The organism is Citrobacter sp. wls718 (assembly GCF_005280945.1).
GTDB lineage: Bacteria > Pseudomonadota > Gammaproteobacteria > Enterobacterales > Enterobacteriaceae > Citrobacter > Citrobacter gillenii.
The window spans coordinates 64,004-83,087 of the sequence record NZ_SZWV01000094.1 but is presented as its reverse complement, the minus strand read 5'-3'; the positions used below and the strand labels follow the sequence as shown (position 1 = coordinate 83,087).

The window sequence follows — 19,084 nt, the reverse complement described above, 5'->3', positions numbered from 1 at the left end:
TATCTGCATTTTATATTGCATGCGTTATTACGTTGAGTTGTTGGCTATGGTTGGCACGCGGGAGTGCTACCTGGCAGGTCGATTTTTAAAAATGGGGATGCCTTCCGGGTTTCGCGGAATAAAAGATGAACTGAAAGTGAGTCCCTTTTAAAAAATAATCGTTATGGTCGTCCTTAAATAAGTCAGTTACGGCTGGCTATAGTGCGAGATGGTGTACTTGAGCCGGGTATTGGTTTTGCCAAGCTTTCTGGCAATGTTGCTTTTGTACGCCCCAATGGTTTTTTCACTTTTTTGCGATGCGCCGGCGATTTGAGTCAGCGTCCAACCGCGGGCCAACATCATCATGACGTTAAATTCGTTTGCGGTTATTTTGTTATGTACTGCTTTGATAGTGCGTGATTTTTTTATTTGAGTGATAGAGGTGAATGCGTGCAAAAGTTGATCAAGAGAGTCGTCTTGATCGAGAAAATGCATGTTCATCCCGCAAACGGTTTGAAAAAGTGAAAAAGTGGCTTCATCGGCCAGAACGATAATCATCGTCGCAGGGCGTAAGGCCATGTTGCGGATAACTCTGGCATATTTTAAAAAATCAGAATTGCCAGGATTAATAATGATGCAATCCAATTTATGAGAATGTATGTTGACGGCAGAAAGCGTCTGAGAGGAGTGGTACGTGATATCCGTAAATAATGCTGAACCACGTAAAATTTCTCGCATGCCAAGCCACGGGTAAAGTGAGTCACCCAAAAATACAGCTTTAGACATAACGATCTCCTTGAAATTTTGATGCAAGCAATCGCCTCTTTTTTTATTAAAAAGAGTTCCTCGCGATGCGTGAAATGTTAATTAAAACGAATATCCCGTTCTGTGTTTTGAACGTATCCTTATTTATTTCGGTTTCAACAGATACTTTCTGTATTTATTAAAATCTTTAACTATTCTTAATGTTGATATTACACTTTGTTAAAATTTAAGATAAATCGTTTAAATCACCTCTGGGCAGATGATTGATAGATTTCGCTTATGAATCGAGAAAATTGCGGACTGGATAACCCTAAAGACACAGGGGATTCTGATAGGTGTGGCTAAGAAGGTCGCCAAAAAAGAGCGTAATTCAGTTGGATAGGGCTCATTTTTAGCACAATGAGAACGCTGTAAGATAATTCTTAACTTAAACCAGGCTGGCGCGGAGGGTGTATAGGGGAGGGATGAAAATATTGCCATATTCAAATTTATTTACGTCTTCATTTTGTTTTATGGTGTTATGTGCTTTGATTTTATAAATTTCAAGGATTTAATTCTAAAATTGTCTTTTTGTGCTTAATTTGAAAATCACACGAAAGAATAGCGGTTCGCTTGTTTTTTGTACGTCGTCGGCTTATCCGGCCAGCAGTTCTTGCTCGACCTGGCGTACCTGATCTTCCAGCGTATTGCGGATCTCGGTTAACGCCCGTTGTTGGTCGGCAAAGTAGGCTTCCTTATCTGTCACAGAGGCGGCGAGGCGCCAGGCGTTCTCAGCTTCCAGTTCGCTAATTTCATTGAGCAAGCTGCTAATTTGCTCTCTGAGCTGCTGTATCTTGCGGCGTAAATGTTGCAGATCGTTAAGGCGGTCGCTTGCCATCATCGGTTCGAGACCGTTTTGCAACTGGGTAAGCAGCGTACGAACGGCGGCCAGATCGGCATTTTGTCGCGCCTGATTCAACTGTACCATCATCTGGTGCGCTTTATCTTTCAGGTCATCCGCAACCACGTCCGGGTGGCACAGGCGACTGGCCTGCCGCCACAAGCGTTTTAGTTCATTGCGCTCATCATGAGAAAGTGTCCGTTCGCGGTTATAACGATGCTGCGCGTCCTGCTGTTGCTCCTGATATTCATCATATTCGTGGCGGGCTTCTTCCTGCGCCTGGCGGGTGGCGCTGTCATCCTGGCGGGAAAAGTCGTTTTCCAGTTCGCGAATTTCCGCCAGCAGGGCGGTGATAAGCTCTGTTTGCTGCTGAATGCGCTGCCGGGTTTCCACTGATTCGCGCGAGTCTGAACGTTGGCTCATCCACTGCTGTTTGAGCTGCGCCAGTTGATCGACCGCCTGAGAAATAAAGTGCTGACAGGACTGATAATCTTTTTCCCGGCGTTTGCGCTCAGCGTCCTGCTTACGTTGCGCACTGGCGGCCAGATGTTTACGCAACTCGAGAATACGACTCATCAGTGGCCCAAGGTGCTGATGATACAAGTCGTTGAAGTCATCAAGGATTTGAATGCGTGCATTGCGTTTATCAATTAAGTCGCGCAACTGTGTTTCAAGTGCTTTTAGCTCAAGTTTGCTGGCAGCGATGCCGGGATCTTGCCACGTTGATACCGCTCGCTGTGATTGCAGCCAGCCGGTGATTTCATGCAGGGCATCGCTGAAGCGTCGTGCTTCAAGCGCCTGAACGATCGTCTTCGGTACGTCCGTCAACGTGTCATTTTTCAAATGCACTAGTTGCTGGAAAATGATCTCATCATCTTCCAGTTCGATGGCACTTTTGATGATTTCAAGACGTTTAATGATCTTATTCATGACGGTCGCTGCCCGGCGTGGCTTAAAGCGCGTGACAGGAACCTGACCTGGGGAACGCGTTTAAAAATGTTGAAAAAACAGTAAGGTGCATTTTGTGGCCTGCGGTGCCTTTTCGTCCAGAATAATTCACGGTAATTATAAGAAAGAGGAGGTAGCGCGCGTCAGTCGCACTCTTCAAACCTCCGTTTCATCTTTTTTATTCACGAGCTAATTATTCTTGATTCAATAAGGATAATGCGTATAGTTCTCATTCTCTTTTGTTATTAACCATTTCCGTACACTCTGGTAAGGATCCCCGCAATGAAAAAAACAACATCCGCTCTGGCATTGCTGATTGCCGCAGCGCTAAGTGGCTGTGCCGCACATTCAACGCCAGCCAGTCGTACGGCGGTACAGGAAAAAAGCGGTGACGCCAGCTGCTACTGATGTCCAGCAGCGTGCGTTGGCTGATGGTCTGTATGAAATGGCGCTGAGTCCGGCGGGCGATGCGCTGTATGTTGCCAGTGCGGAAGGATTTAAAGATGTCCAGGGCGGGGTGGTTTACAAACTGGATCCGAAAACGCTCAAGACTCTCGGTCTAAGCCATACCGATATGAAAAACTTTGGTATGGCGCTCTCGCCAGACGGTAAAACGGTGTACGTTACTAACTCACTGGACGGCGGCCTGAGCGCCCTGAATACCGCCGATGGTAAAGTGAAAAATCGTGTACTGTTCCCGGAACGTAATGCCGAAGGTTTCCCGTACGGTGCGCGCCAGGTGCTGCTGCATAATGGCCTGCTCTATATTGGCGCGGTGGCTGACCCGGCGGTAATTTGGGTGGTGGATGCCGAAACCCTGAAGCTGAAAACCCGTATCAAAAACACCGGTAAATGGATGACCGGTCTGCATTACTCTGACGTCACTCAGCGTATTTATGCCGCCAATGGCGGTGGCGAAATACTGGTGATCAACCCGCGTAATCAGCGTATAGAGAAACGCTGGAAGCCGCTGGGTGAGAAACCTGCGCTGTTGCTGAATATGGCAGAAGACGCGCAAACGGGCCGTTTGTTTGTCACCGATAACTCGCAAGCGAAAACGACTCTGGTGCTGGATATCCACACCGGTAAATTGCTCAAGCAACTCGATGTTGGCGATTCGTTAGCGGTGAAATTCAATGCAAAGCGCAACGAAATCTATATTACCCAGCGCGATGCCGGGAAACTACTTAGCCTGAATGCAACCGACTACAGCGTGAAGAAAAGCTGGGATCTGCCGCCGAACCCGAATAGCCTGCTGCTCTCTGCGGATGGGCAAACGCTGTTTGTTACTGTGAAGCAGAAATTCAATAAAGACCACTCCACGGATGCACCCGATAACGTGGTGCGTATTGATCTGAATAAATAACAACAACGCGTTGGCTTCCGCTAACGCCCGTTGATTGGTGACTTTTTTCCTGCGCCTCGGTGCGTTGGGCAAGGATGCCCGGCGTATCCAAACGATTGCGCCTTGCGACAACCAGGTTGAAATGTTAAAAGAAGCCCCTTCAATATAAACGACACAGGGGTAGGGCGTGAAAAACGCGTCATCTGCATCCGACACCAGCGTGTCCGATGCCGCATCAACGAGTGAGCCGACGCTTCAGCGGGGGTTGCAAAACCGCCATATTCAGTTAATTGCGCTGGGCGGCGCAATTGGTACGGGTCTGTTTCTGGGCATTGGCCCGGCGATTCAAATGGCAGGACCGGCGGTGCTGTTGGGCTATGGCGTAGCCGGGATCATCGCGTTTCTGATCATGCGCCAACTGGGCGAAATGGTGGTTGAAGAACCCGTTTCCGGATCGTTTGCCCACTTTGCCTATAAATACTGGGGACCGTTTGCCGGTTTTCTGTCTGGCTGGAACTACTGGGTGATGTTTGTATTGGTCGGCATGGCTGAACTGACGGCGGCTGGGATCTACATGCAATACTGGCTTCCCGATGTGCCTACCTGGATTTGGGCCGCCGTATTCTTCGTGATCATCAATGCCATCAACCTGGTCAACGTGCGACTGTATGGCGAAACCGAGTTCTGGTTTGCACTGATCAAAGTGCTGGCGATTATTGGCATGATTGGCTTCGGCGTCTGGATGTTGTTTTCTGGTCACGGTGGCGAACAGGCAAGTATCGATAACCTCTGGCGCTATAACGGCTTTTTTGCCACCGGCTGGAACGGGCTGATCCTCTCGCTGGCGGTGATCATGTTCTCCTTTGGTGGGCTGGAACTGATCGGTATTACTGCGGCAGAAGCGCAGGATCCGCAAAAAAGTATTCCGAAAGCGGTAAACCAGGTGGTGTATCGTATTCTGCTGTTTTACATCGGTTCACTGGTGGTGCTGCTGGCGCTATACCCGTGGGTTGAAGTGAAATCAAACAGCAGCCCATTTGTGATGATTTTCCATAATCTTGACAGCAACGTGGTGGCTTCCGCGCTGAACTTCGTTATTTTGGTGGCTTCTCTGTCGGTGTATAACAGCGGCGTGTACTCCAACAGCCGCATGCTGTTTGGCCTCTCCGTGCAGGGCAATGCGCCGAAGTTCTTGACCCGCGTCAGCCGTCGCGGCGTACCGGTTAACTCTTTGGTGCTTTCCGGGGCGATCACTTCGCTGGTGGTGCTGATCAACTACGCGCTGCCGCAAAAGGCCTTCAGCCTGCTGATGGCGCTGGTCGTGGCGACGCTGCTGTTGAACTGGATCATGATTTGCCTGGCGCACCTGCGCTTTCGCGCGGCAATGCGTCGCAAAGGGCGTGACACTCAGTTTAAAGCGCTGCTGTACCCGGCCGGAAACTACCTGTGTATTGCGTTCCTCGGCATGATTCTGGTGCTGATGTGCACCATGGATGAGATGCGTCTGTCGGCGATGCTGCTACCGGCATGGATCCTGTTCCTGTTTGTGGCCTTCAAACTGCTGCGCCGTAAAGCCCGCTAATCCCTTACCGATCTCATCCTTTGCGATGAGATCGGTCACTCCCTGAACTTTATCGTGATTGATCTCCCAGTTCTGTTCTTACTGACAGGATCTTTATTTTGTAATCGATTACTTTTCATTTGAACCTATTTGTAATCGATTACTTTTTTAAGGGTGGGGCAAAAAATGGTGTCGACAACCGAGAGTAGTGGAAAACAGAGCGTACAGTACCGGCTGCTGGTGCCGCGGCTGTCGCTGATGATGTTCTTACAGTTCTTTATCTGGGGAAGTTGGTCCGTCACGCTGGGGCTGGTGATGAGCCAGCACAACATGTCGCTGCTGATTGGCGATGCGTTTTCCGCCGGACCGATAGCCTCAATCTTGTCGCCGTTTGTCTTAGGTATGCTGGTGGATCGCTTTTTCGCCTCGCAAAAAGTGATGGCGGTGATGCACCTCGCCGGGGCGGCGATCCTGTGGTTTGTGCCGCAGGCGCTGGTAGCGCAAAACGGTGCGCTGCTGATTGGCCTGCTGTTTGGCTACACGCTGTGCTACATGCCGACGCTGGCGCTGACCAATAATATTGCGTTTCACAGCCTGTCGGATAAAGACAAAACCTTCCCGGTAGTGCGGGTATTTGGCACCATTGGCTGGATTGTTGCGGGGATCTTTATCGGCGTGACCGGTATTTCGGATACCACCGGCATCTTTACGCTGGCGGCGGTTATCTCTGTGATTCTGGCGCTCTACAGCCTGACGCTGCCAAACACCCCTGCGCCCGCGAAAGGGTTGCCGGTAAAAGTCCGCGATCTGTTTTGCGCTGATGCTTTCGCCTTACTCAAAACCCGTCACTTCTTCGTCTTCTCACTCTGCGCTACGTTAATCTCGGTACCACTGGGGACCTACTACGCGTACACCGCATCGTTTCTGGCGGATGCGGGCGTTGGGGATGTCAGTACCGCGATGTCGTTCGGTCAGATGTCCGAAATCTTCTTCATGCTGGTGATCCCATTCCTGTTCAGACGGTTGGGCGTGAAATACATGTTACTGATCGGCATGTGTGCCTGGTTTGTGCGTTACGCCTTCTTTGCGCTGGGCATCAGCGAAGAAGGGCGCATCCTGCTGTATCTCGGTATTTTGCTGCACGGGGTGTGTTACGACTTCTTCTTTGTGGTCGGCTTTATCTACACCGACCGTATTGCCGGGGAAAAGGTGAAAGGTCAGGCGCAAAGCATGATCGTAATGTTCACCTACGGGATCGGCATGCTGCTGGGCTCGCAAATTTCCGGTGCGCTGTATAACCGTCTGGTGGCGGGGCAGGCAGTACCTGAGTCATGGATCCCGTTCTGGTGGATCCCGGCGGTTGCAGCGGCGGTGATTGCCGTGATTTTCCTTTTCTCTTTCAAGTATGACGAGAAAGAGCAGGCGTAATATTCAGGAGGGGTTATGAGAACCATTAAGGGACCGGGGATTTTTCTGGCGCAGTTTATCGGCGGGCAATCCCCGTTCAATACCCTGGACGGGCTGGCGCAGTGGGCAGCGGGTCTGGGCTACAAAGCCATACAGATGCCGTGTAATCATGCGTCGCTGTTCGATGTTGAACAGGCCGCTGTTAGCCAGACTTACTGCGATGATATTCGCGGAATGCTGGCGCAGCACGGACTGACGATCAGCGAATTATCCACCCATCTCGAAGGCCAACTGGTTGCCGTTCATCCCACCTACGATGACGCTTTTGATGGTTTTGCGCCGCAGGCGGTACGCGGCAATTCACAGGCCCGACAGGCGTGGGCGACGCGGACGTTACACCAGGCTGCGGCAGCCTCGCAAAAACTGGGGTTGACGGCGCACGCCACGTTTTCCGGATCGCTGGCGTGGCCCTATTTTTACCCCTGGCCGCCGCATAATGCGCAGCGTTTTGCCGAGGCATTTCAGGAACTGGCTGACCGTTGGCGGCCGATTCTCGACGGTTTTGATGAGCAGGGGGTTGATGTCTGTTTTGAAATTCATCCCGGCGAAGATCTGCACGATGGCATCACGTTCGAGCGTTTTCTTGCGCTGGTGGATAATCATCCGCGCTGCAATATGCTCTACGATCCCAGCCATCTGCTGTTGCAGCAGATGGACTATCTCGGATTCATCGACGCCTATCACTCGCGCATAAAAGCGTTTCATGTCAAGGATGCGGAGTATCGAGCCAGCAGCCGCAGCGGCGTCTACGGCGGTTACCAGCCGTGGATCGACCGTGCTGGACGCTTCCGCTCATTAGGCGACGGGCAGGTTGATTTCAAAACGATTTTCAGCAAGCTCACACAATATGATTATCCCGGCTGGGCGGTACTGGAGTGGGAATGCTGCCTGAAAGACGCAGAAACCGGCGCCCGCGAAGGCCGTGAGTTTATTCAGCGGCATATTATTCCGGTTTCATCCCACGCATTTGATGATTTCGCCGCAGGCGATGAGGTACGCAAATGATCCAGGTTGGCATTATTGGCAGCGGGTTTATTGGGCCTGCGCATATTGAGGCGCTGCGTCGACTGGGGAATGTGCAGGTGGTGGCACTCTGCGACAGTTCGCTGACGGTGGCTCAGGCGCGGGCCAGTGTGCTACAGGTGCCTCATGCATATGGCAGTGTGGAAGCGCTGTTGGCGCACCCGGGGCTACAGGTGGTCCACAACTGTACGCCGAATCATCTGCATGCCGACATCAACCGGCAGATACTGCGTGCTGGACTGCACGTATTTTCTGAAAAACCGCTGTGCATGGCCCCCGAAGAGGCCCATGAACTGGTGACGCTGGCGGAGCAGGCGGGGGTCGTGCACGGCGTGAGTTTTGTCTATCGCCAGTTTGCGATGGTGCAGCAGGCGGCCAGCATGGTACGCAATGGCAGCGTTGGACGTCTGTTTGCCGTGCAGGGCAGCTATTTACAGGACTGGATGCTGCTGGAGACCGACTACAACTGGCGGGTTGATGCGGCGTTGGGCGGCGGCTCGCGGGCGGTGGCCGATATTGGCTCGCACTGGTGCGACACGGTGCAGTTTGTCACCGGTAAACGCATTGTTGAGGTGATGGCCGATCTCGCGATCGTCTGGCCCACGCGGAAAGCGGACGTGGCCGGTGGTGCGACGTTTAATTCGCAGACGGTTGGTCGGCAGTTGGAGGATAAACCGGTGACCACCGAAGACCGCGGGTCGGTGCTGGTGCGGTTTGACGACGGCAGCAAAGGCTGCTTTAGCGTCTCGCAGGTTAGCGCCGGGCGCAAAAACCATCTGAGCTTTGAGATTAGCGGCAGCCAGTGCGCGTTGAGTTGGGATCAGGAAACGCCGCAGCAACTGTGGGTGGGCCACCGCCAACAGGCGAACCAGATCCTGACGGACGATCCGGGGCTAATGAATGCCGATGTCGCCGCCAGCGCGCATTTCCCCGGTGGGCATATTGAGGGCTGGCCGGATGCGTTTAAAAATATGATGCTGCAGTTCTATCAGGCCGTACAGACAGGCCAAATGCCCGCGCCACAGGCCCGACGTTTTGCCTCGTTCAAGGATGGTGCAGACGTGATGTACATCATTGATGCGATTATAAAAAGCCATCAACAGCAGCGCTGGGTGTCGGTACAGCGTTAAACCGGTCCGGTTCGCCGGGCGGTGATTTTATGGTAGCCTCAGCACAAAGCGTAAAACGCAGGATGTGTCGTCGTTATGTCTATTCAAAAAATCGCCCAGCTTGCCGGTGTGTCGGTAGCGACGGTATCACGTGTGCTGAATAACAGTGAGTCCGTCAAGGCTAAAAACCGCGAACGTGTGCTGCAGGCTATTAAGGAAAGTAATTACCAGCCCAACCTGCTGGCTCGTCAATTGCGCACGGCGCGAAGCTCGATGATCCTCGTGATGGTCTCCAACATTGCCAACCCATTTTGTGCCGAGGTGGTGAAAGGTATTGAGGAGGAGGCGGAGAAAAATGGTTATCGCATTCTGCTGTGTAATTCTGGTTCCGATACAGCGCGTTCGAAGTCAGCGCTGAAGCTGCTGTCAGGTAAAATTGTTGACGGCATCATCACCATGGATGCCTTCTCAAAATTACCGGAACTGACCACCCTGATTGGCGATGCTCCGTGGGTGCAGTGTGCGGAATATGCCGATAAAGGTGCGGTTTCCTGTGTGGGCATTAACGATGTAGACGCCGCGCAGTCGGTGATATCGCATCTGGTAGACAAGGGCTATCGGCGTATTGCGCTGATCAACCATGACCTGAGCTATAAATACGCCCGTTTGCGTGAACGCGGCTACAAGGCGGCGCTGCATGCGTTATCGCTGGAGTATCAGGCGGTGGAGTACGCCCGTGAATTAAGTTCCAGCGCCGGGATCGCGGCGATGGAAAACCTGCTGGCGGCGGGGGTGAAACCCGACGCGGTGTTTGCGGTATCGGACACGCTGGCAGCCGGTGCGATGCGTGCTATTAGCAACGCCGGGTTACAGATCCCGCAGGATATCGCCGTGGTGGGCTTTGACGGTACGGAATTGGCTGAAATGGTCTCCCCACAGCTTTCAACTATTGAGCAACCTTCGCGTGATATTGGCCGCAAGGCGGTGGGGTTATTACTGAATAAAATCGATAACCCCGATGCCCCAACAGAAAGGGTGATGATGGACTGGCGCTATATTGCGCGCGCCAGTAGCTAAAGATTAACGCTGAAACGCCCCTGACAGGGCGCGAATATCATTCCCGGTCGGCGACTGATGAATACGTAATCCGAACTCTTCGACCACAGCAAAAATATGGTCGAAGATGTCAGCCTGAATACTTTCATATTCCAGCCACACCACTGTATTAGTAAAAGCATAAATCTCAATCGGCAACCCGTGGTCGTCCGGAGCTAACTGGCGCACCATTAACGTCATATCTTTGCGAATGCGCGGATGGTGACGTAAATATTCGTTCAGGTAGGCGCGAAACGTCCCGATATTGGTCATCCGGCGATGATTCAAGACGGATTCAGGCGCATCTAATTGCTGGTTCCACTCGTTAATTTCCTGAAGGCGCGTGGTCAAATACGGTTTCAGCAGATGCGCTTTATGCAATCGCTGGCGCTCATCTTCATCGAGAAAACGAATGCTGGTGGCATCGATGCTGATACTGCGCTTAATTCGCCGACCGCCGGACGCTGACATGCCGCTCCAGTTTTTAAACGAGTCAGAGACCAGCGACCAGGTGGGAATGGTGGTGATGGTATTATCCCAGTTGCGTACTTTGACGGTGGTTAAACCAATATCGATCACCGCACCATCTGCGCCGTATTTCGGCATTTCCAGCCAGTCGCCCAGTTTGAGCATATCGTTGGCCGAAAGCTGTATTCCGGCTACCAGACCGAGGATCGGGTCTTTAAACACCAGCATTAAGACCGCCGCCATGGCACCCAGACCGCTTATCAGGATGGCGGGTGATTGACCAATCAGCAGCGAAATCATCAGAATGCCGACGAGAATCGCGCCGATTAACTTGATGCCCTGAAAGATGCCTTTCAGCGGCAACTGCGAGGCGGCGGGGAGTTTTTGCGACAGATTAAGAATAACGTCGAGCAGAGAAAAGACCGACAGCAGGGCGTACATCATGATCCACAGCTGGGCGCAGGTGACTAATATCTCTGCGGCTTCGCTGCCTTTTTGTAGCCAGAGCGCGGCCTGTATATTGACGATGATACCTTGCAGCGTAAACGCCAGGCGGTGAAATAGCTTGTTCTGCGTGATGATTTGCAGCCACAGGCGGGAGCTGGCGTTGGCGCGTTTTTCAAATGCGCGTAGTACCACCCAGTGCAAAATAACGTGAACAATAATGGCGGTGATAAAAATAATGCCAAAAATCATCACCAGCGAAGTGGTGTGATTCATTTCAATGCCGAGGTCTTCTACCTGAGATATCAATTCCTGCATAACGTCTCCTTAATAAACAGCGGTCTATGATGACCGCTGTGTGGAGGTTATGCAAATGTGAGGATCAGACTTCCGTCAGGGTAGTTTCCTGCGGCAGACGTGATTTTGGCAGCGCGGCGTTGAAGTCTTCTACGCTGTGGTGGCCCACCGGGACGATAACCACGCTGGTGAATCCTTTATCTTGCAGACCAAATTCTGCATCGAGAACCGCGGCATCAAAGCCTTCGATGGGTACCGCATCGAGATCCATTGCCGCCACGCCTAACAGGAAGTTACCGACGTTCAGGTACACCTGTTTTGCCATCCAGTGCGCATCATCTTTGAGCTCTTTGCGGTGCAGATCGGCAAAGAAGGTTCGGCCTTTGTGGTTGGCGGCTTTGGCTTCCGGCGTGGCGAAACGACCATCGACTTCTTCTTGATCCACTACACGTTCCAGCCAAGCATCGTCCATCGCTGTTTTGGCGCAGAACACCACGACGTGGGACGCATCGAGGATTTTACGTTCGTTGAACACAAAACCGCCGGCGGCGGCTTTGGCTACGCGCGCTTTGCCTTCGTCAGTGCTGGCCACGATAAAATGCCACGGCTGCGAGTTGGTGCTGGACGGACTGAACTGCAGCAGCGTTTTTAATTTTTCTGCCTGCTCAGCGGTCAGTTTTTTGGTCGGATCGAATGCCTTGGTGGAGTAGCGTTTTAAGGCGACAGAAACAATATCCATAAAAACTCCTGGTCGTTTTTCTTACCCTGCGGGTGCGTTTTGTTTCAGCAGGGTACAGGGAAAGCGGCAAAAAGATAAGACAGAAAAAGGCATAAACACTTATCGGGGTTAGCGATAAATCAGACGGGACGCAGGCGTTTTTGATCCCGCTTAGGCAGACCGTCCACCACCCGATGCCACGAGTCATTCACCAGGTCTGCCAGTAAGGACTCGGTAATATCGTCACCGGGATAAACTGAAATCCAGTGCTTTTTATTCATGTGGTAACCGGGTTCGATACTGGGGTAGATCTGCTGATTGAGCAGCGACTTTTGCGGGTCTGACTTCAGGTTGACCAGCGGGCGTCCGTGATGCTCTGAGACCAGCATAAAAATCTTGCCGCCGACCTTAAAGACATCGTATTCCGGGCCAAACGGCCAGCAGTGTTCGGTAAACGGCAGTTCAAGCGCAAGGCGTTTTGCGCACGCATGTAATGTCTGGCCGTCCATTATTTTTCCTCGCGGGTGAGGGCGCGCCACATGGTTTCAAATCCCATGGCAATGTATTCATCGGCGCGGGCAGGGGTGCGGGTAGCAAATTCCATTGTGGTTTCAGCCAGTGACAGAAAAAACGCGTCACCAAAGGCGCGATACTCGTCGGACATAAACTCCGGGCGCACCGAGCGATGACAAAAATCACGCAGTTCGGGGAACATATCCTCAGCCCGTTGCTCGGTTTCTTTGGTGATTTTCTCGCTGACGGCAAGCTGACGGATGGCGCGATGTCCGGCGGTGTGATGCAGGCCCCAGCTAATGTAGCTATTCCAGATGAAGTGAATCATGGTTTTGGCATCGGTCACTGAACGGTCCAGGTTAGCCATCATTGACTGGCACATATCGTGCTTTAAATGGAGGTAAAGTTCGTTGATGAGGTCATCTTTTGTCGCGAAATAGCGAAACAAAGTTCCCTCAGCAACGCCTGCATTGCGGGCAATGACGGCGGTAGAGGCCGCAATGCCGGACTGCGCAAATGCTATGGTTGCTGCTTCCAGTAATGCCAATTTTTTATCTTCACTCTTCGGACGAGCCACTACACTTTACCCTTAAGCCTGTTAAAAACACGATTGAATCACGGCCTTCGCAGCACCGCAACGGTGAATGTCAAAGATTGAAAATCATCTTGACGGCGAACTTGCGATTTCTATAATGAGTGCTTACTCACTCATAATCAAGAGTCAGTCGCGCAAACCAGCGGAAAGGGGCGTGTTTAAGGTCAGGATATGAGGCGTCTCACCGTTTGTGTGGTTGTTATTATGCTCATTGCTGCAGCTGCAAGTTTACCGTTTGTACTCAATGCCGGATTCGGTCAGGCGCCGCAAGGGGCACAACTGAGTGAGGTTGAACAGTCACCACACTACCGTGACGGACAGTTTCATAATCAGGTGCCCACGCTGGGTTACACCGGCAACAAAAGCATGCTGGCAGCCTGGTGGGAATTTCTGGTCGCGAAGCGCGAAAATGCCCGCCCTGCGCAACCATTGCCGCTGGCGGCAACCGAACTCGCGCGTCTGTCACCGCAGCAGGATACTCTCGTCTGGCTGGGTCATTCCTCGTGGTATTTGCAGCTGGCGGGTCAACGCATTCTGATCGACCCGGTATTGAGCAACTACGCTGCGCCGTTTTCATTTCTGAATAAAGCCTTTGCCGGGGAGTATCCGTGGACGGCTCAAAACATGCCCGAAATCGATCTGCTTATCATCTCGCACGACCACTATGACCATCTGGATCTTGCCACCATAAAGGCGTTGATGCCGAAGATTAAGCGGGTGATTACGCCGCTTGGCGTCGGGTCGCATCTGCGGTACTGGGGAATGAGCAGCGAGATAATTGAAGAACGAGACTGGAATCAGTCCGTCAGGGTGACGGACTCACTGATTGTGCATGTCCTGCCGGCGCGGCATTTTTCAGGGCGCGGTATCAAGCGTAACCAGACCCTGTGGGCCAGCTTTATGTTGGAAACACCAGAGCAAAATATTTATTACAGTGGAGACTCCGGCTACGGGCCGCATTTTAAAGCGATTGGCGAACAGTTCGGCACGGTCGATGTGGCGATTATGGAGAACGGTCAATATGACCAGGACTGGAAGTTCATTCATATGATGCCGGAAGAGACCGCGCAGGCATCCGCCGATCTCCATGCCAAAGCCGTTGTGCCCGGTCATGCCGGTCGTTTTGTACTGGCGAAACATAGCTGGGACGATCCCTACAAGCGTCTGGCGCTGGCCAGCCGTCTCAAAGATTACCGTCTGCTGACGCCGATGCTGGGTGAGCCGGTAGTACTGTCCGAACCGGACCAACCGTTCACGGCCTGGTGGCAGCCAGCGGCTCAATGAAAAAAGGGAGATAACGATGACGATTTCTGCACAAGTTATCGAGACGATTGTCGAATGGATTGATGATAATTTGAATCAACCATTGCGCATTGATGATATTGCCCGCCACGCGGGATATTCAAAATGGCATCTGCAGCGTCTGTTTATGCAGTATAAAGGCGAGAGCCTTGGGCGCTACATTCGCGAGCGTAAGCTGCTGCTGGCGGCGCGTGATTTGCGTGATACCGACCAGAAAGTGTACGATATCTGCCTGAAGTACGGCTTCGATTCGCAACAAACCTTTACGCGTATCTTCACCCGTACGTTCAGCCAGCCACCTGGGGCGTACCGCAAAGAAAACCACAGCCGTACGCATTAACGACGAAAGGTTCTCGCGGGGCTAATCCGCCAGCGAGAACCAGCGTCGCCAGATAAAACGCAGAATAAAATACTCAATCACCCCAAGCAGTAAAAACCACAAGCAAAATAGCAACGTATAAAACTGGTTAAGATCCATCAAATGTAAAGTGGCGACGAGTTTTTGCGCCAGCACCAGGCCAAGCGAAGGCGCGGGCAGCAGCAGGCAGGACAGAAAGGCCAACAGCAGGATCCCGGCGGCGGTCATCAGTGATTCAAGCGGGTGTTTCATAACATTGTTAAACTTGAGTTAAAAGACCATTGTCCGGGATCTCCTGTGCTAACGCAAACCCCTCGCTTAACGCCCCGCCCAGATCTCACAATGTTTTTTCACCAGTCCGCTTAGCGATCCGCCATCGGCCAAAAAATCACGCATGCGCTGCGCTTCGTTGTGCCCATTTTTTACCTGCTGGTGTAAGGCGTCAATGGCACTGGCGGCACCCACTTTATCCGCCGAGGGGGCGACAAGCTCCAGCAATCGAAGTGTGTCATCCGCCAGTCGGTGATGAGTGCCGGTATGCACGTCGGTAACGATCCCCTCCAGACCAAAGCGGCAGGCCTGAAAACGGTTAAATTTATACAGCAGGTAATCACGCTCCTGATGTTTGAAGGGACGCTCTTTCAACAACCAGTGGGCCGTAGCCTGAATGAGCCCGGCCATGTTGATCGCATGCTCGAGGGTGAGCGGGGTGTCCATTACGCGAACTTCTACCGTGCCAAAGTGCGGACTGGGGCGGATGTCCCAGTGCAAATCCTTAATGCTGTCAACGAGGCTGGTGTAGGCCAGTCGACGAAATAATCCCTCAAACTCCTGCCAGTTGTTAACCCACGGCATCGGACCGTTATCGGGAAATCCTGAGAAGATATTGAGTCGAGCACAGGCAAATCGCGTATCGGCTTCTTGCATATACGGTGAGGCGGCAGAGAGCGCAATAAAATGCGGCACAAAGCGTGACAGGCCGTGCAGCAGGTAAATGGCGTCGTCGCCGTGGGTACAACCTATGTGAACATGCTGGCCAAACACCGTTGCCTGCTGGATGAGATAACCAAAGTTCTCCAGGTTGCGCCGGTAGCGCTCGTCATCGCACACCTCCTGACGCCGCCATGTCTGAAACGGGTGAGTGCCGCCGCCGCAGATGTCGAGGTGATACTCCGCCGCGGTCTGCAGGATTATCTGCTGCATGGCGGAAAACTCTGCTGCCGCTTGATCAATATTACGACAGACGCCGGTTGCCATCTCCAGCATACTTTCGGTGATATCGTGCTTCACTTCTCCGGCGGTGAGCTGCGGTTTTACGGTGTCAATCAGTCGGGAAGAGTCCTGGCTCAGGTCATAGCCTGGCGGATTAACCACCTGCATTTCCAGCTCAATGCCCAATGTAAACGGTTCGGAGACATGAAAGTCGGGTAGTGACATAGCGTTCCCTCGAGCGTTGATTTTTAATCAGTATTTACTCGTCGTCTTTCGAGCAGCAGGTGCGTTGACAGCGCTTGCTCATCCTGGTCACTTACTTTAGTAAGTTCCCAGGAATTTGCAGTCTTGTCGCCTTCCTGCAACTCGAAATCCTTAGAGTATAGAAGGACTGGCGGTTTTCCGTACGATAAGGGAAATCCACATCCTGCGCTTTGAACGCAAAATGACAGGTGCTATAACTGTTTTTTGCTTTCACAACGGGGGTGAGCAGTGCCGGAAATTAATCTGTATGGACAGACGGTAGGCGATGCCCTGCCGGACTGGAATGGGGCGTCAGTGCTGCCTCGGGTTGTGCTGGAAGGGCGATATTGCCGTCTTGAGGTGCTGGATGCAGACAGCCATGCCGCCGATTTATTTGACGCCTATGCGCAAGCGCCGGACGAACGTGACTGGACCTGGCTTGCCAGCGAGCGGCCGACGAGCGTTGCGGTAGCGGCCCACTGGGTAAAAGGAAAATCTACTGACGCCGGGTTGGTTCCCTACGCGGTTATCGATTTGCGCTCGGGGCGCGCCGTCGGGCTGGTGTGCTTTATGGCGATGGACCGCGAGAACGGCTCGGTCGAAATTGGTCATGTAACCTGGTCGCCGCGGATGAAAAATACGGTGCTGGGGACGGAAACCGTCTGGCTGCTGCTGCGTCAGGCATTTGCCCTCGGGTATCGTCGTGTGGAGTGGAAATGTGACTCGCTGAACGATGCGTCGCGACGGGCGGCAGAACGCTTAGGTTTTGTCTTTGAAGGGCGTTTCCGCCAGAAAATTGTGCGCAAGGGCCGTAACCGCGACAGCGACTGGCTATCGATGATTGACGGTGAATGGCCACAACGTGATACCGTTTTACAACGCTGGCTGGCCGCGGAAAACTTTGATGCGCAGGGGCAGCAGCGTCAGTCGCTGGCTGCGTGTCGGCAGGGATAACGCCGTCATCCGGCATAACCGTTCAGACAGATTATTAGCAACGGCTATACTCTTTCGCGAAACGGTTCAACGGAGAACGTACCATGAAATCAGGTAGCCGATTCGGGTTATCCGGCAAGGCCTTAGTTCAACCCGCCGCAGTCGCCATGGCGGCGAGTCTTTTCAGCGCAGCGGTCAGCGCCGACGCGTTGCAGGAGCAGCAACAGCGCTATCAGCAACGCTGGCAACAGGAACATGGCCCGCTGACGCAAGCCCCGCCAGCACCTCTGGCGGCATTTCTCGCCGCCCAACCCGCTACGGATAAACCGGTTTACGACACGCTCAGTTCGCGAGCAGGATTAGCGGCGCTGACCAAAGCCAACGTCACCACTTCCGACCCCATGGCGGCGGTCATCAATGATGAAGTGGATACCGGGGAGCGTCGCATCCCGGTACGTATTTATCGTCCGTCATTAGCCGGTTCGCCAGCGGTGTTGGTGTTTATTCACGGCGGCGGACACCTGAGTGGGTCAGTGGAGGTCTACGATCCCGTAGCCCGGCATCTGGCGACGGCAACCGGCAACACGGTGGTGTCGGTCGACTATCGGCGGTCACCGGAAAACCCGTATCCGGCAGGTCTCTCCGATGCTAAAGCCGTGGTCGAAAATGTCTATTCATTGCTCGAGCGTCAGCACATTCCCTATCAGCGTCAACTGACCCTGGTCGGTGACAGCGGTGGCGGTGCTTTCAGCGCAACGCTCGCCGAGTCGCTTTCCCGTCATCAGCCGGGGCTGATTAATCGGCTGGTGCTGATCTACCCGAGTCTGGATTACACGTTAGGCTGGCCGTCCGTGAAGGAAAATGGCACAGGGAAACTGCTCGATGAAAGCAAAATACGCTGGTACTTCCAGCAGTATTTCCAGAATGATGAAGATCGTAAACTGGCATCACCGCTCTATTTTCCATTGCGTAAAGATTTTCCGGCCACATTACTCTTTAGCGGCGGGCTGGATCCGTTGCGCGATGAGAATTTTGCCTTTGTTGCCAAACTGCAAGCTGAGGGCATTCCCGTACAGCACGTTCACTTTCCGGGGATGACCCATGCCTATCTGATGCTGGAAGATAAAGTCCCGCAGGAAGCGCAGGCTACGTATCAGGCGATTGGTGAGTTTGTTAAAAAGTAGCGTCACACAGGGTAATGACGCTGTTATCGCGTGAGGTCCAGCGCACGTTGACGTTCAGTCCGCCGAGGTTTGCCGAAAATGACGGCATTATTTGCACCGTTAAGTGCGTGGCGGTGAGGGCGATGATTTTGGCGCTGTCAAAGCCCGGCAGTCCGCGAGTTTGCGCACTGAACGCTTTATATACGCTCTCTTTGGCGGAGAACGCCAGGGTTAAGGCGAGCGGAAAGGGGGCCGGGCAACCTTGCAAAACCTGTCGTTCATGGTGGTCGATAATGCTGTCAGCCAGTTCGGTAGCGGTGTCGGGTGTAAAAATAGCGTCAATGTCTAGCCCAATGGGATGCGGCGAGACAACTGCTAACGCGGTCGAGGCGCTATGGCTGATGCTGCCAAACAGACCCGGTGGCCACAGCGGTTGGCGGCGTTCGCCGATGCCGGGCACGGCTTTACTGCCATATTCACGCAGCGCATGGACGGCGGCAATACGCCCCGCTAAATGCTCCGCTTGTCGTTTACGCCCGCAGGCTGCGAGCTGGGCGTAATGAGGAAGCCACAGCAGATCGTGTTCATGCAGGCTGTCGGGGGCAAATTCAACGAGATGCAGCGTATGGCTGGCGAAGGACAGTGGAATGTGGGTTGTGTGCATTA

At 53.0% G+C, this 19,084-nt stretch carries 18 protein-coding genes and 1 pseudogene; 10 read left to right on the top strand and 9 right to left on the bottom strand.

Annotated features, from left to right (window positions below; genetic code table 11):
* Nucleotides 1-186 precede the first annotated feature (186 nt).
* The gene (locus FDW95_RS17590) at nucleotides 187-765 is read right to left on the bottom strand and encodes a LuxR C-terminal-related transcriptional regulator (protein WP_115259153.1); all 579 of its coding nucleotides are present in this window, start codon (nucleotides 763-765) and stop codon (nucleotides 187-189) included.
* Between the two features lie 613 nt (nucleotides 766-1,378).
* Nucleotides 1,379-2,554, bottom strand: a complete 1,176-nt coding sequence (locus FDW95_RS17585; protein ID WP_115259152.1) for a DnaJ family molecular chaperone — start codon at nucleotides 2,552-2,554, stop codon at nucleotides 1,379-1,381.
* Between the two features lie 300 nt (nucleotides 2,555-2,854).
* On the opposite strand from FDW95_RS17585, the pseudogene FDW95_RS17580 reads away from it, so the two are divergent.
* The 6 genes and pseudogenes from FDW95_RS17580 (at nucleotide 2,855) to FDW95_RS17555 (ending at nucleotide 10,154) form a co-directional block, all read left to right on the top strand.
* A pseudogene (locus FDW95_RS17580) lies at nucleotides 2,855-3,938 on the top strand (YncE family protein).
* 166 nt (nucleotides 3,939-4,104) lie between these two features.
* Nucleotides 4,105-5,499: a phenylalanine transporter gene (gene pheP, locus FDW95_RS17575; RefSeq protein WP_096757960.1), complete on the top strand. Its 1,395-nt coding sequence runs from the start codon at nucleotides 4,105-4,107 to the stop codon at nucleotides 5,497-5,499.
* Between the two features lie 165 nt (nucleotides 5,500-5,664).
* Entirely contained in the window at nucleotides 5,665-6,906 is a 1,242-nt protein-coding gene (locus FDW95_RS17570; RefSeq protein WP_115259150.1) for an MFS transporter, read from the top strand.
* 15 nt (nucleotides 6,907-6,921) lie between these two features.
* Nucleotides 6,922-7,950 (top strand): sugar phosphate isomerase/epimerase, encoded by a 1,029-nt coding sequence (locus tag FDW95_RS17565; RefSeq protein WP_115259149.1) that lies wholly within the window; start codon nucleotides 6,922-6,924, stop codon nucleotides 7,948-7,950.
* The gene (locus FDW95_RS17560) at nucleotides 7,947-9,098 is read left to right on the top strand and encodes a Gfo/Idh/MocA family oxidoreductase (protein WP_115259148.1); all 1,152 of its coding nucleotides are present in this window, start codon (nucleotides 7,947-7,949) and stop codon (nucleotides 9,096-9,098) included. The genes FDW95_RS17565 and FDW95_RS17560 overlap by 4 nt, the downstream gene beginning before the upstream one ends.
* 75 nt (nucleotides 9,099-9,173) lie before the next feature.
* Nucleotides 9,174-10,154 (top strand): LacI family DNA-binding transcriptional regulator, encoded by a 981-nt coding sequence (locus tag FDW95_RS17555; RefSeq protein ID WP_115259147.1) that lies wholly within the window; start codon nucleotides 9,174-9,176, stop codon nucleotides 10,152-10,154.
* 3 nt (nucleotides 10,155-10,157) lie between these two features.
* On the opposite strand, the gene FDW95_RS17550 is transcribed toward FDW95_RS17555, so the two are convergent.
* The 4 genes from FDW95_RS17550 to FDW95_RS17535 all read right to left on the bottom strand — a co-directional run bounded on the left by FDW95_RS17550 (nucleotide 10,158) and on the right by FDW95_RS17535 (nucleotide 13,189).
* Nucleotides 10,158-11,402, bottom strand: coding sequence for a mechanosensitive ion channel family protein (locus tag FDW95_RS17550; RefSeq protein WP_115259146.1), 1,245 nt, complete (start codon nucleotides 11,400-11,402; stop codon nucleotides 10,158-10,160).
* 64 nt (nucleotides 11,403-11,466) lie between these two features.
* Entirely contained in the window at nucleotides 11,467-12,120 is a 654-nt protein-coding gene (nfsB, locus tag FDW95_RS17545; RefSeq protein WP_115259145.1) for an oxygen-insensitive NAD(P)H nitroreductase, read from the bottom strand.
* A gap of 119 nt (nucleotides 12,121-12,239) precedes the next feature.
* Nucleotides 12,240-12,608 carry an MmcQ/YjbR family DNA-binding protein gene (locus FDW95_RS17540; protein ID WP_115259144.1) on the bottom strand — a complete coding sequence of 123 codons (369 nt, stop codon included), beginning with the start codon at nucleotides 12,606-12,608 and terminating at the stop codon, nucleotides 12,240-12,242.
* On the bottom strand, nucleotides 12,608-13,189 hold the full coding sequence (locus FDW95_RS17535; protein WP_115259143.1) for a TetR/AcrR family transcriptional regulator: 582 nt from the start codon (nucleotides 13,187-13,189) through the stop codon (nucleotides 12,608-12,610). Before FDW95_RS17535 ends, FDW95_RS17540 begins: the two co-directional genes overlap by 1 nt.
* Nucleotides 13,190-13,378: 189 nt before the next feature.
* On the opposite strand from FDW95_RS17535, the gene FDW95_RS17530 reads away from it, so the two are divergent.
* Together FDW95_RS17530 and FDW95_RS17525 are read left to right on the top strand one after the other, a co-directional pair.
* Nucleotides 13,379-14,491: an MBL fold metallo-hydrolase gene (locus FDW95_RS17530; RefSeq protein ID WP_115259142.1), complete on the top strand. Its 1,113-nt coding sequence runs from the start codon at nucleotides 13,379-13,381 to the stop codon at nucleotides 14,489-14,491.
* Between the two features lie 16 nt (nucleotides 14,492-14,507).
* Nucleotides 14,508-14,849 (top strand): RamA family antibiotic efflux transcriptional regulator, encoded by a 342-nt coding sequence (locus FDW95_RS17525; protein ID WP_045440915.1) that lies wholly within the window; start codon nucleotides 14,508-14,510, stop codon nucleotides 14,847-14,849.
* Nucleotides 14,850-14,870: 21 nt separating this feature from the next.
* Here the strand turns inward: FDW95_RS17525 and FDW95_RS17520 are convergent, their stop codons facing one another.
* Both FDW95_RS17520 and FDW95_RS17515 read right to left on the bottom strand, forming a co-directional pair.
* A complete protein-coding gene (locus FDW95_RS17520; protein ID WP_115259141.1) occupies nucleotides 14,871-15,119 on the bottom strand; it encodes a DUF1158 domain-containing protein in 249 nt (82 codons plus the stop codon).
* A gap of 66 nt (nucleotides 15,120-15,185) precedes the next feature.
* Nucleotides 15,186-16,304, bottom strand: coding sequence for a YbdK family carboxylate-amine ligase (locus FDW95_RS17515; protein WP_115259140.1), 1,119 nt, complete (start codon nucleotides 16,302-16,304; stop codon nucleotides 15,186-15,188).
* A 267-nt stretch (nucleotides 16,305-16,571) separates the two neighbouring features.
* Between FDW95_RS17515 and FDW95_RS17510 the strand changes: the two genes are divergently transcribed.
* Both FDW95_RS17510 and FDW95_RS17505 read left to right on the top strand, forming a co-directional pair.
* Nucleotides 16,572-17,276 carry a GNAT family protein gene (locus FDW95_RS17510; RefSeq protein WP_115259139.1) on the top strand — a complete coding sequence of 235 codons (705 nt, stop codon included), beginning with the start codon at nucleotides 16,572-16,574 and terminating at the stop codon, nucleotides 17,274-17,276.
* 83 nt (nucleotides 17,277-17,359) lie between these two features.
* Nucleotides 17,360-18,439, top strand: coding sequence for an alpha/beta hydrolase (locus FDW95_RS17505; protein WP_115259138.1), 1,080 nt, complete (start codon nucleotides 17,360-17,362; stop codon nucleotides 18,437-18,439).
* Here FDW95_RS17505 and entD read toward each other — a convergent pair.
* Nucleotides 18,429-19,082 (bottom strand): enterobactin synthase subunit EntD, encoded by a 654-nt coding sequence (entD, locus tag FDW95_RS17500; protein WP_170973019.1) that lies wholly within the window; start codon nucleotides 19,080-19,082, stop codon nucleotides 18,429-18,431. The two genes, FDW95_RS17505 and entD, sit on opposite strands and share 11 nt — an antisense overlap.
* Nucleotides 19,083-19,084: the final 2 nt, after the last annotated feature.